Annotated in this window: 13 protein-coding genes; 6 read left to right on the top strand and 7 right to left on the bottom strand. The window is 74.7% G+C overall.

Annotation, left to right across the window (positions count from 1 at the left end):
• Window positions 1-93 precede the first annotated feature (93 nt).
• Both ACFPK1_RS25405 and ACFPK1_RS25400 read left to right on the top strand, forming a co-directional pair.
• A complete protein-coding gene (locus ACFPK1_RS25405; RefSeq protein ID WP_378023743.1) occupies window positions 94-1,452 on the top strand; it encodes an FAD-binding oxidoreductase in 1,359 nt (452 codons plus the stop codon).
• 11 nt (window positions 1,453-1,463) lie between these two features.
• Window positions 1,464-2,702 carry a class I SAM-dependent methyltransferase gene (locus tag ACFPK1_RS25400; protein WP_378023742.1) on the top strand — a complete coding sequence of 413 codons (1,239 nt, stop codon included), beginning with the start codon at window positions 1,464-1,466 and terminating at the stop codon, window positions 2,700-2,702.
• Here the strand turns inward: ACFPK1_RS25400 and ACFPK1_RS25395 are convergent.
• Window positions 2,650-3,303 (bottom strand): sigma-70 family RNA polymerase sigma factor, encoded by a 654-nt coding sequence (locus ACFPK1_RS25395; RefSeq protein ID WP_378023741.1) that lies wholly within the window; start codon window positions 3,301-3,303, stop codon window positions 2,650-2,652. The two genes, ACFPK1_RS25400 and ACFPK1_RS25395, sit on opposite strands and share 53 nt — an antisense overlap.
• Before the next feature lie 286 nt (window positions 3,304-3,589).
• Window positions 3,590-4,243: a TetR/AcrR family transcriptional regulator gene (locus tag ACFPK1_RS25390; RefSeq protein WP_378023740.1), complete on the bottom strand. Its 654-nt coding sequence runs from the start codon at window positions 4,241-4,243 to the stop codon at window positions 3,590-3,592.
• A 67-nt stretch (window positions 4,244-4,310) separates the two neighbouring features.
• Between ACFPK1_RS25390 and ACFPK1_RS25385 the strand changes: the two genes are divergently transcribed.
• On the top strand, window positions 4,311-4,805 hold the full coding sequence (locus tag ACFPK1_RS25385; protein ID WP_378023739.1) for a hypothetical protein: 495 nt from the start codon (window positions 4,311-4,313) through the stop codon (window positions 4,803-4,805).
• Between the two features lie 262 nt (window positions 4,806-5,067).
• Window positions 5,068-6,141, top strand: a complete 1,074-nt coding sequence (locus ACFPK1_RS25380; RefSeq protein ID WP_378023738.1) for an AbrB family transcriptional regulator — start codon at window positions 5,068-5,070, stop codon at window positions 6,139-6,141.
• Here the strand turns inward: ACFPK1_RS25380 and ACFPK1_RS25375 are convergent.
• The 3 genes from ACFPK1_RS25375 to ACFPK1_RS25365 are packed head-to-tail and all read right to left on the bottom strand — an operon-like array spanning window position 6,138 to window position 7,941.
• A complete protein-coding gene (locus ACFPK1_RS25375; RefSeq protein ID WP_378023737.1) occupies window positions 6,138-6,707 on the bottom strand; it encodes a Uma2 family endonuclease in 570 nt (189 codons plus the stop codon). The genes ACFPK1_RS25380 and ACFPK1_RS25375 overlap by 4 nt on opposite strands.
• A gap of 7 nt (window positions 6,708-6,714) precedes the next feature.
• Window positions 6,715-7,125, bottom strand: coding sequence for a hypothetical protein (locus tag ACFPK1_RS25370; protein WP_378023736.1), 411 nt, complete (start codon window positions 7,123-7,125; stop codon window positions 6,715-6,717).
• Window positions 7,126-7,179: 54 nt separating this feature from the next.
• Window positions 7,180-7,941, bottom strand: a complete 762-nt coding sequence (locus ACFPK1_RS25365) for a 5-formyltetrahydrofolate cyclo-ligase (protein ID WP_378023735.1) — start codon at window positions 7,939-7,941, stop codon at window positions 7,180-7,182.
• Between the two features lie 190 nt (window positions 7,942-8,131).
• Here ACFPK1_RS25365 and ACFPK1_RS25360 point away from each other — a divergent pair, with 190 nt between their 5' ends.
• Entirely contained in the window at window positions 8,132-8,911 is a 780-nt protein-coding gene (locus ACFPK1_RS25360; RefSeq protein ID WP_378023734.1) for an SRPBCC family protein, read from the top strand.
• A gap of 3 nt (window positions 8,912-8,914) precedes the next feature.
• On the opposite strand, the gene ACFPK1_RS25355 is transcribed toward ACFPK1_RS25360, so the two are convergent.
• Window positions 8,915-9,811 (bottom strand): helix-turn-helix domain-containing protein, encoded by an 897-nt coding sequence (locus tag ACFPK1_RS25355; RefSeq protein WP_378023733.1) that lies wholly within the window; start codon window positions 9,809-9,811, stop codon window positions 8,915-8,917.
• 89 nt (window positions 9,812-9,900) lie between these two features.
• On the opposite strand from ACFPK1_RS25355, the gene ACFPK1_RS25350 reads away from it, so the two are divergent.
• Window positions 9,901-10,647 (top strand): class I SAM-dependent methyltransferase, encoded by a 747-nt coding sequence (locus ACFPK1_RS25350; protein WP_378023732.1) that lies wholly within the window; start codon window positions 9,901-9,903, stop codon window positions 10,645-10,647.
• Here the strand turns inward: ACFPK1_RS25350 and ACFPK1_RS25345 are convergent.
• On the bottom strand, window positions 10,631-11,974 hold the full coding sequence (locus tag ACFPK1_RS25345; protein ID WP_378023731.1) for a pyridoxal phosphate-dependent decarboxylase family protein: 1,344 nt from the start codon (window positions 11,972-11,974) through the stop codon (window positions 10,631-10,633). The two genes, ACFPK1_RS25350 and ACFPK1_RS25345, sit on opposite strands and share 17 nt — an antisense overlap.
• Window positions 11,975-11,985 lie beyond the last annotated feature (11 nt).

Below are 11,985 nucleotides of genomic sequence, written 5' to 3'. Positions count from 1 at the left end.
GTCCGCTCGGGTGGCGCACAGAACATCTGAGATCCGGTGCCTCCGGCCTCACAGCGGGCATACGCTCGGCTGGATCCGGGAGGAGGCACCCAGATGAGCGTCGGCGCGGACGCCGAGACCGAGCACCGCCGGGCGGTGGACGCGGTGCGGGAGGGGCTCGCGGCACTGCCGGCGGACGCCCCGGTCCGGCTGCGCAAGAAGACCTCCAACCTGTTCCGCTTCCGCGGCGGCGCGGGCGGGCTCACTGTCGAGGGGCTCGACCGCGTGCTCGCCGTCGACCCCGCGGCGCGCACCGCCGAGGTCGCGGGGATGACGACGTACGAGGACCTCGTCGCGGCGACCCTGCCCCACGGGCTCATGCCGCTCGTCGTCCCGCAGCTCAAGACGATCACGCTCGGGGGAGCGGTGGTCGGGCTCGGCATCGAGTCGTCGTCGTTCCGCGACGGCCTGCCGCACGAGTCGGTGCTCGAGGCCGACGTCCTCACCGGCACCGGCGACATCCTGTCCACGACGGATCACCCCGACCTGCTCGCCGGCCTGCCCAACTCCTACGGGACGCTGGGCTACGCGCTGCGGCTGACCATCGAGCTCGCCCCGGTCCGGCCGTTCGTGCGCCTGCGCCACGTCCGCTTCGACACCGCCGCGGAGGTCGCGCAGGCGCTGGCGGAGGTCTCGACGACCCGCGAGTGGGCCGGTGAGCGCGTCGACTTCTGCGACGGCGTCGTGTTCTCCGGGCGCGAGCACTACATGACCGTCGGCGAGATGGTCGACACCGCGCCGTACCTCTCCGACTACACCGGCCAGGGCATCTACTACCGGTCGATCCAGCATCGTCAGGTCGACTTCCTGACGATCCACGACTACCTGTGGCGCTGGGACACCGACTGGTTCTGGTGCTCGCGCGCCCTCGGCGTGCAGCACCCCGTGGTCCGGCGGCTCTGGCCGTCGCGGTACCGGCGCTCGGACGTCTACCGCCGCATCGTCGCGCTCGACCGGCGCACCGGCCTGTCCCAGGCCCTCGCGCGGCGCAGCGGCGCGGCCGGCGTCGAGCCGATCATCCAGGACGTCGAGGTGCCGGTGGACCGGCTGCCGGAGTTCCTCGCGTTCTTCCACGACGAGATCGGCATCGAGCCGATCTGGTTGTGCCCGCTGCGCCAGCGTGACCGGCGCAGCTGGCCGCTCTACCCCCTGGACCCCGACACGACCTACGTCAACATCGGGTTCTGGTCGGACGCCCCGCTCGCGGAGGGCCAGGCGCCGGACCACCACAACCGGCGCATCGAACAGGTGCTCATGGGGCTGGACGGGCACAAGTCGCTGTACTCGACGGCGAGCTACACGCGCGCCGAGTTCGACGCGTTGTACGGGGGGACGACCTACCGGGAGCTCAAGGCCCGCTACGACCCGGACGGCCGCCTCCCGGACCTCTACACCAAGACCGTGACGGGCTGAGGAGGATCGCCGTGCAGGTCGCCGAGATGTTCCGACCGGTGCTGGGGGAGCAGGCCCCCGTCGCCATCCGCGCCTACGACGGGAGTCGTTCGTCCCCGTCCGGGGCGAGTCCCGTCGCCACCGTCGACGTGCGCAGCGAGACCGCGCTCGCCTACCTCGCGAGCTCGCCCAACTCGCTGGGCCTCGCGCGGGCCTACGTCTCCGGGCACCTCGACGTCGAGGGCGACATCTACGAGGCGCTGACCGCCCTGGGCGAGCTCACCGTCTCCGACGTCACCCCGGCGACGCTCGTGCGGATGGCCGCGCGCCTCGCGCCGCTGCGCTTCCGTCACCGCGTCGCGCCGCCGCCCGAGGAGCACCGCCAGCACGGCCGGCGACACTCCAAGGACCGCGACTCCGAGGCGATCGAGCACCACTACGACGTGTCGAACCGCTTCTACGAGATGGTCCTCGGGCCCTCGATGGCCTACACGTGCGCCGTCTACCCGTCGGCGACCGCGACGCTCGAGGACGCGCAGTTCACCAAGCACGCGCTGGTGGCCGAGAAGCTCCGCCTGGAGCCCGGGATGCGGCTGCTCGACGTCGGCTGCGGCTGGGGCCAGATGGCGATGCACGCCGCCGAGCACCACGGAGTGCGCGCGCTGGGCGTGACGCTCTCGCGCGACCAGGCCCACTGGGCGCAGAAGGAGGTCGCCCGCCGCGGGCTCGGCGACCTGGTCGAGATCCGTCACGGCGACTACCGCGACGTCACCGAGGGCGAGTTCGACGCGGTCAGCTCGATCGGTCTCACCGAGCACATCGGGCGGCGCAACATCCCGGGCTACTTCCGCTTCCTGTACGGCAAGCTCCGCACCGGCGGGCGCCTGCTCAACCACTGCATCACCCGGCCCGACGCCCACCACCGGGCCCACGCCGACCCCTTCATCGACCGCTACGTCTTCCCCGACGGCGAGCTCCTGCCGGTCGGCTGGCTGATCTCGCGGATGAACGCCGCCGGCTTCGAGATCCGGCACGAGGAGAACCTGCGCGAGCACTACTCCCGGACGCTCGCCGGGTGGTCGGCCAACCTCGAGGCGAACTGGGACGAGTGCGTCGCCGAGGCCGGCGAGGGCCGGGCCCGCGTCTGGCGGCTCTACATGCCGGCGTGCCAGGTCGGCTTCGACCTGAACAACATCCAGCTGCACCAGGTGCTCGGGGTCAAGCTCGGCCCCGACGCCCGGTCCGGGTTCCCGCTGCGGCCCGCGTACTGAGCAGCCCGCGCGGCGGGGTGTCGTCCGGGCCGCGGTCGTCGTCCTGGCCGCCCATCACGGTGCGCAGCTTGGCGACGGCGCGGTGCTGGGCGACCCGCACCGCGCCGGGCGTCGAGCCGACCGCCACCGCGGTCTCCTCGGCGGAGAGCCCGACGACGACGCGCAGCACCAGGATCTCGCGCTGCTTGGCGGGCAGCTGGGCGAGCAGCGCGCGCATCTCGGTGCTGGCCGACATCTCCAGCGCCGCCTGCTCGGGGCCCACGGCGTCGGTGAAGCCCTCGGGCACGTCGTCGGTGGGCTCGGAGCGGTCGCGGCCGGCGTGCCGGTGGGCGTCGACGACCTTGTGGGCGGCGATGCCGTAGACGAACGCGAGGAAGGGCTTGCCCTGGTCGGTGTAGGTCGGCAGCGACTTGAGCACCGCCAGGCAGACCTCCTGCGCGACGTCGTCGGCGGCCATGCCGGAGCGCTCGGTGCCGAGCCGCGAGCGGCAGTAGCGCACGACCAGGGGGCGCAGGATCATGAGCAGCTGGTTGAGCGCGGTCCGGTCGCCCGCCACGACGGCGGCGACCAGCCGGTCGATCTCGTCGGATTCCTCGGTCACCGGCGCCCCCGCCGGTGTCCTGCCCCTGTCGTCACGGTTCCCCCCGAGCACGCCCGGGTCGTCGCCCGGCACTGATCGTGAGCGGGTCGTCACGCGACGAACATGAAAGTCGCGGTGTGCGACCCGGTCGTGACCTCACCGTGCTCGATCGGGTGGGCGGTGGGAAGGAGGCGCGCGGTCGGCGGTGCGACCGTCCGCCAGACGGTCGATCGATCGTGCGCGATTCAACGTTCCTACCCGATCGGACCGCGTCACCGGTCGCCGTGCCTCGGCGAGCGGATCTCGATCACCGGAGCAGGTCGGGGCGCAGGACGGCGGCGGCCATGGCGTCCCCGACCCAGTCCTCGTACTGCTCGCCGGTCCACCCGCGGGTGGTCGTGAGCAGGTACCAGACCTCGGTGCTGTTCAGCGTCCACAGCCGGTCGCGGGCGGCGTCGGCGTCGAGCCCGGGGGAGAGGGCGTCGAGCTCGACCAGCCGCCCCACGACCATGCCGGTGCCGGTGAGGCGCTCGCGGTCGGTGGTGGCGCGCAGCTCCACGAGGTCCGCGTCGCCGGCGAGGGCGCCGGCGCCGATCTGCACGGCGAGCGGGCCGAGGCGGTCGAGCAGCTCACGGCCGAGCCGGGCGTAGCCGCGCAGGAAGGACACCGGGTCGGGGTCGGCGTAGAGGGCCTGCACGTCGGGGCGCTCCGCCAGCGGCACCGCCTCGCCGTCGCCGACCATGAGCAGGTCGTAGCCCTCCTTGAGCAGGGCCGCCTTGGTCCCGAACCCGTTGTAGACCGTCTGCGCGGACACGCCGGCGGCCTTCGCCACCGACGCCACGGTGGTCGTCGCGTACCCCTGGACCACGAACTGCTCGACCGCGGCCAGGGCGATCTGGCGGCGCGTGAGGGCGGCCTGGCGCTCGCGCCCGGAGGCGTCGTAGCGACGTCGTGCCGACATTTGGTTGGACTCCTGCTCAAATAGAGTTAGTATCACTCCATCGAATTCTGACACAGGGGAGACCCGCATGAGCACCGTCGTCGCCGACCGACCGTTCCGCCTCCGGACGTCCTGGCGACCCGCCCACCTCGTCGGCCTCACCGCGCTGACGGCGTACTCGACGGGCATCGGCTGGCAGGCGCAGCTGGTGTCGTACCCGCTCTACCGGGCCGTCCCGGCCTCGGACTTCCTCGCCTACCACGCGCAGTACGACCGGGCGATCCCGCTCGTGGTGATCGTGCCCGGGTTCCTGACGTTCCTCACGTGTGCGGCGTTCCCGTGGACGCGCCCGGCCGCCGTCTCGCGCCGCCTCGCCGGCGTCGTCGCCGCGGGCGGACTGGTGTCGCTCGTGGCGACGGTCGCGTGGGCGATCCCGATGCACGACCGGCTCGACCGGATCGGTCAGTCCGCGGCGACCATCGACAGCCTGCTCGACGCGAACCTCGTGCGGTCGCTGGCGCTGACGGCGAGCACCGCGGCGCTGCTGGTGGCGACCTCGCGCATCACCCGCGCGATCCGATAATCGACATTATGTCATTTTGACAGGAGCGGCCCTCCCCGGCGCGGACCTGCGCGGACCTGCCTCGCCCCGGGGGTTCTGAGCGAAGGGCACCTTCGGTCGGACAGACGGACGGTGGGCGCCCCTCGCCGCAACGCCGCGGCTCGCGAGCGGCACCTCCTCGCATGATCAAGAGCCTGCCGGACGCACCTCTCGCCGTCGTTCGAACACCTGAGCGAACGTCCTCCCCCGCGGACGACGGGCGTGGGGCCTAGGCTCCCGCGCGGTGGCAGATCGCGGCGCGGGACGGCTCGGTACCGGCGCCCGGTGGGCGCTGCTCGCGGTGCTGACGGTGGCCGCGACCGCCGGGTTCGCCACCCTCGCCGTCCCGTCGGCGGCGCTGTTCGCCGGGCTCGTGGTGGCCACGGCCGTCGCGCTGGCCGGCCTGGGCCCGGGCGCCGTCCCGCGCCGCGCCACGACCGGCGGCCAGGCCGTCATCGGGGTCGTGATCGGTCTGCTGGCCCGCCCCGAGACCCTGGGCGCCGTCGCGGCGGAGTGGCTGCCGGTGCTGCTGATCAGCCTGGGGACGCTGCTGGCGAGCATGGCCGCAGGGCTGGTGATGGGCCTGCAGCGCGGGGTGTCGCCGCTGACGGGCATGCTGGCCCAGACCGCCGGCGGCGCCTCCGGCCTCGTCGCGATGAGCCACGAGCTCGGCGGCGACGAGCGGGTCGTCTCGGTGGTGCAGTACCTGCGGGTCGGTCTGGTGACCGCGACGATGCCGGTGGTCGCGATCGCCTTCTACGGCGCCGCGCACGCCGGCGCGGCCGGGCCGCCCACCGTGGGCCCGTCGGCCCCGTGGTGGGTCGGCGTCCTGCTGCTGGTCGGGTGCACGGCGGTGGGCGTCCCGCTCGCGCGGGCCCTGCACGTGCCGGCCGGTGCCCTGCTCGGGCCGATGGTGCTCGCGGCCGCGCTGAGCCTGTCCGGCGTGGTGGTCGGGGCGAGCGTGCCGACCCTGCTGGTCGACGTCGCGTACGCGGTGATCGGGTGGCAGGCCGGCCTGAAGTTCACGCGCGAGGCGCTGGCGACCGTCGTACGCGTGCTGCCCCTGGCCACCGCGCTGATCCTCGCCGTCATCGCGGTCTGCGCCGGGCTGGGCCTGCTGCTGTCCTGGACCACCGGCATGACCCCGCTCGAGGGCTATCTCGCGACGACCCCGGGCGGCATCTACGCCGTCCTGGCCACCGCGATCTCCTCGGGCGTCGACGTCACGTCCGTCGTCGCGGTGCAGGTGCTGCGCGTCCTGCTGATGCTGCTCGTCGCTCCCCTGCTCGCCCGGATCGTCGGGCGGCGGGCCGCCTAGGGACGACGGAGGCCGGCGAGGAGGCGGGTCGGCGCGACGCTCACCGCGAACGGCGCCGTCAGGTCGGCCGTCTCGTCCCCGACGACCTCGGCGGCGGTGGCGTAGCGCCCGGCCCCGTCGAGCTCGAGCGCCGCGAGCGCGCCGTCGCCGTCGGGGTCGAGCAGCCAGTAGCTCGGCACTCCCAGCCGCTCGTAGTGCGCCTTCTTGGTGTTCCTGTCGTGCAGCCGCGTGCTGCGCGAGGCCACCTCGACCGCCAGGACGGGCGCAACCGGGAGGTTGGCCCGCGTGAGGTCGGCGTACCGGCAGACGATCACGTCGGGCTGGACCTCGTCGATCGGGCTGGTGGTGACCGCGAAGGGTGCGGCGAGCACGTGCAGCTCCGGCGGGCACGCGGCGTGCAGCAGCCGGTACAGCGTCAGCGCCATCTCCTGGTGCGGCCAGCCGGGCGCCAGGCTCACGAACAGCATCCCGTCGATGAGCTCACGCCGCCGCCCGTCGTCGGGCATCGCGTGCAGCTCGGCGACGGTGTACGCCGCGGTGGAGGCCAGCTCGGTCACAGCACTCATGGTGCACCTACCGGACCCGCCGGACACCCGCCGGCGTGCTGAGGAAGACCCCGACCGTGCCCAGACCCGCGCCGGTCGCCGCGCCGTGGAGCGCCCGGGCCCACTCCTCGTCGTCCGGGCCCGTCGCGGTCGGCCCGAGGCGTTCGAACGTGAACAAGCAGGCGCCGGGACCGGCGTCGGTCGCCAGCTGATGGCTCAGGTGGGCGAGCATGTCGCGCAGGCCGTCCACGAGATGGGTCTCGGGGCGCCGGGGCGAGTCCGCGAGGGGGATGACGAGGGGCGCCTGGCGCCGGTCGCCGTCGACGAGCATCAGCCAGACGCAGCCGTCCTGGGTGGCCGGGCCGACGAGCGCCGCGACGCGGTCGTGCACGTCGTCGTCGGTCAGCAGCGGCGGGGCGTTCTCGGGGGTTCGGGTCATGTCGTCCACGTTGAGCGCTCGCGCGGACCGGTGGGTGCGGTTTCGCGGAACTGCTCAGCGGCCGGGCCGCAGCCGTTGCAGCAGCGGGATCGCCGCGATCTTCTCCTCGGTCAGCGCGTCCCAGTCGATCCGTCCCGGGTGGCGCGCCTCCCGCGTGCACGTGATGACGCGGTCGGCGGTGACGACGAGGTCGAGGCGCACGTCGTGGTCGGTCACCGGTATCTCGCCACGCGGGACGACCTGCTGCTCGTGGACCGTCGTGACCACCGGGGTGTCCGGCGCGACGAGGCCCGCCTCGCTGGCCACGGCGAACTCGAGGTCGCTGAATCCCCCGCCCTTGCCCAGCCGCGCGCCGTCCTCGGCGACGGCCACGCAGCCGGTGACGACGAGGTCGACGGGCTCGAGGTCCTCGACGGCCACCGTCCGCGCCGACCGGGACGCCCCCTTGATCGACGACGCCTTACGGGGCGTGTCGGCGAGGTGCTCGGGGTCGAGCAGGAAGAACGGTGCCTCCTCGGCGAGGCGCGGCACGGCCATGTAGACGGTCTTGCCGTCCTGCAGCGCGCGCTGGCGCACCGGCCACTGCGCCGCGTCGGGGTTGCACTTCAGCGTCCGCGCCCGCTGCCAGACCTCGGTCTCGCGCAGCCGCTCGGCGGCGGCCTCGGCGCCGCTGACGTTCGGGATGCGCCCGTGCGCGCCCGGGAACCGGGCCAGCTTGCCGTCCTTCAGCGCGTCCCACACGCGCTGCCGGATCGCCGCCTTCGCCTCGTTGACCTCCGCCGGTCCCCCGGCGTCCGCGTCGTGTCGCCGTGCCACGGCGCCCACCGTAGGCGTCGTCGTCATTTGCCAATCTTTTCGCCTCCGCCTCCGAGCGGGCCGCGTTCGCCGAGGAGCTCGGCGCCGCCGTCCGCGACCTCGCCGCCCGCTACCACGCCCCGGACGGCCGACCCCACCGCCTGATCATCGGCGCGCACCCCGTGCCGGCCCCCACCGGAGAGGACGCCTCATGACCGAGCAGGACCCCCGTACCGTCGACCTCGAGGTCACGGTGCCCGGCACCCCCGAGCAGGTCTGGGACGCGATCGCGACCGGGCCCGGCGTCAGCTCCTGGTTGCACCCCACCCGCGTCGGCGAGTACGCCGGCGGTGAGTTCGCCTTCGACATGGGCAGCGGCTTCTCCGACGGCGGCACCGTCACCGCCTACGACGCTCCCGAGCGCTTCGCCACCGAGGCGACCTGGCCCGCCGGGGAGGAGACCACGACGCTCGCGACCGAGTGGCTGGTCTCGACCCGCGACGAGGGCACCTGCGTCGTGGGCATGGTGATGAGCGGCTTCGGGACCGGCGACGACTGGGACGGCGAGATCGACGCGCTGCGCGAGGGGATGGGCCTCGCGCTGGAGACCCTGCGGGTCTACCTCACCCACTTCGCGGGACGACGGTCGGCGACGGTCGCCGAGGGCGCCCGCCTCGGCGGGTCGCAGCCCGACGCCTGGCAGGCGCTGCTCGCCGCCGCGGGTCTCGCCGACGCGCGGGTCGGCGACCACGTGACCCTCGACGCCACCCCGGGGCTCGCCGGCACCGTCACGGCCCTCTCCCCCGGCGAGCACCTCAGCGGCGTCGTCCTGCACCTCGACGCCCCCGCGCCGGGGATCGCCGACCTGGCGACCGCGGGCGGTCACGCCACCGTGCACCTGTCGCTCTTCGACGACGCCGGCACCGATGCCGCCGCCCTCGCCGACCGCGAGGGCCCCCGCTGGCGCACCTGGCTCGAGGAGATCCGATGACCGTCAGGCCGCGCGCCACCGCCCGGGTGGGACACCGTGCTCGGCACGGAAGCGACGCACGAAGTAGCCGGCGTCGCGGAACCCCACCCGGGCGGCGACGGCGGCCACGGTCAGGTCGGTGTCGTGCAGCAGCCGGCGGGCCTCGCGCAGGCGGCGCTCGGTGATCCACTGCTGGACGGTGCGCCCGGTGCGCCGCCGCACGATCGTGGTCACGTGGCCGGGCGTGAGCCCCACCTCGCCCGCCACGTCGCGCAGCGACAGCGGCTCGCGGAACCGCCGCTCGACGACGTCGAACACCGCTGCGAGCAGCGGTTCGTCGCGGGCGCGCAGCTCGTCGGTGACCACGGCCTCGAGCCGCGTGAGCCCGACGAGCAGCAGGGTCAGGTGGGCCCGGACGGCCGCCGCGGCGCCCTCCCGGCGCTCCCGGAGCTCGGTGTCGAGGGCCCGCATGTGGGCCAGCCACTGCTCCCGCTCCCCCACCGGCACGGCGAACCGCTGCCCGCCCGCGCGCCCGGGCCCGACCAGCGGCGCGAGCAGCGGGTGCGAGCGCCACGAGACCAGCGAGCCCGTGGTCGCCGGGTCGACCACGTCGGCCGGGAAGAAGACCATCCACACCTCGGCGTCGGGGTCGACGTGCCCCGCGTACGGGGCGACGACCGCGCCGGGCGCCAGCACCAGGACGTCACCCGGGCCCAGCGGGACCTCCCGGTCGTCCACCCGCATCGTGCCGTGCCCGCTCTGCACCAGCAGGAGCACGAGGAAGTCGTGGGCGTGCGGGCCCGCGACCGGGGTCCCGGCGGCCGGGAGCGCCGCGCCACCGCGGCGGTGCCGCACGGTGACGTCGAGGCCGTCCGGGGAGCGCGGGTAGTCGACCACCGGGACGTCCGAGGATCGTTCCATCACGGCCGGGCTCCGTCCCTTGTCGCCTGGTGGAGCCCCCGCGATCGTGGAGCTCGACACCGAATCCCGTCCCACGAGGAGAGTCCAGCATGACGGAGCCGGAGCGCGCCAGCACCGGGGGCCGGGCGTACCTGCCCGGGATGCCCGCGGAGGCGCCTCAGTTCCTGTACGACGTGATGAGCCGCGTGCTCGGCGCCGGGCCCTCGCACCGGCGCCTCGTCGCGCAGGCCGCGCCCCCGCCGGGCGGGCGGGTGCTGGAGATCGGCTGCGGCACCGGCAACGTCCTCGCCGTGATGGCCCGGCGGCACCCGGACGCCGAGCTCGTCGGCCTCGACCCGGACCCGGCCGCCCTGGCCCGGGCCCGCACCAAGCTCCCCGCCACGGTCCGCCTGGAGCAGGGCTTCGCCGACGCGCTGCCGCTGCCCGACGACCACGTCGACCGCGTGCTCTCGTCGCTGATGTTCCACCACCTGCCCGCCGACGACCGGCCGGGCGTCCTGCGCGAGGTCCGCCGCGTCCTGCGCCCCGGCGGCACGGTGCACATCGTCGACATGGAGGGCGAGCGCTCGACCGGCGTCGTCGCCCGGGCGGCCGGCGCGGCGATGCACGCGCTGAGCCGGGTGCAGCGGAACGGCGACCAGGGCCACGGCCACGGCCACGGCCACGGCGGCCATGACGAGCACGACCACGACCTGCGCCCGCAGCTCTCCCCCGCCGCCGACGTCGTCACGCTGCTGACCGAGGCCGGCTTCGTCGACGCCGAGGTCGTCGAGCGGCGCCGGTGGGTGTTCGGGACGCTCGCCTCCTACCGGGCGCGGGTCACAGCAGCCGGGTGATCGCCGCCGTCGAGCGAGCGATGTCGTCCGGGGTCGTCGACCAGTTCGACACGGACAGCCGCACCGCCGGGCGGCCCTGCCACGCGGTGGTGCCGACCCAGCAGGTGCCGTCGCGGGCGACGGCGGCGGCGAGCTCGCGGGCGTCGCCCGCGCGCGGCCGGAACAGGACCTGGTTGAGCACGACGTCGTTGAGGATCTCGATGCCGGGGTGCGCGCCGAGCTCGTCGGCGGCCTGGTGGGCCAGGGTGCAGCAGCGCTCGACGAGGTCGGCGACCCCGTCGCGCCCGAGGTTGCGCAGGGCGGCGTGCACCGGCAGCGCGCGGGCGCGCCGGGAGCTCTCCGGGACGCGGCTGGACGGGTCGGCCTGCCCCATCGGCAGGTAGGCCGCGGACAGGCTCATCGCCGCGGTCAGCGCCGCCGGGTCGCGGACGATCGCCATGCCGCAGTCGTAGGGGACGTTGAGCCACTTGTGGCCGTCGACGGTCCACGAGTCGGCCCGGCCGGCGCCCTCGACGAGGTGGCGGCGGCCGGGTGCCGCCGCGGCCCACAGCCCGAACGCGCCGTCGACGTGCAGCCACCGCTGCTCCCGCGCGGCCAGGACCTCGGCGATCGCGTCGAGCGGGTCCGACGCGCCGGTGTCGACCTGGCCCGCCTGCGCGCACACGAGGACGGGGCCGTCGATCGCGGCGAGCAGGTCGCGCAGGACGTCGGGGCGCATCCGTCCCTGGTCGTCGGCGGGGACGCGCACGGCGCGCCCGGAGCCGAACCCGAGCAGGCGCAGCGCCTGCAGGATCGTCGAGTGCGCCTGCTCGCCGATCACGACGGTCGGCACCGGGGCGCCGGCGAGCCCGTCGGTCCCCACGTCCCAGCCGGCCGCCGCGAGCAGGGCGTGGCGCGCCGCGGCCAGGCAGACGACGTTGGCCATCTGCGCGCCGGTGACGAAGCCGAGGGCGCTCTCGGCGGGGAGCCCGAGTAGCTCGCACACCCACCGACCGGTGACCTCCTCCAGCGCGGCCATCGCCGGCGACATGACCCGCGCGGCGACGTTCTGGTCGGCCGCCGACACCATCCAGTCGGCGCCGAGCGCGGCCGGCAGCGAGCCCCCGGTGACGAACCCGAAGTAGCGCGGCCCGGGCGTCGCGACCAGGCCCGGGCCCAGGGCGGCGGCGAGGTCGTCGAGGACCTGCGGGGCCGGGGTGCCGTGCTCGGGCAGCCGGTCGTCGAGGGCGACGGGCTCCTCGACGGGGCGCCCCACCGGACGCTCGGGCAGCGAGGCCAGCCAGTCGCCCGCGAACCGCCGGGCCCGGTCGAGCGTTGCGTCCCACACGCCGCGGGACG

The organism is Actinomycetospora rhizophila (genome assembly GCF_042657905.1).
GTDB classification, from domain to species: domain Bacteria; phylum Actinomycetota; class Actinomycetes; order Mycobacteriales; family Pseudonocardiaceae; genus Actinomycetospora; species Actinomycetospora rhizophila.
Note: the sequence above shows the minus strand (reverse complement) of the source record. Positions and strands in the feature narration are given on the sequence as shown.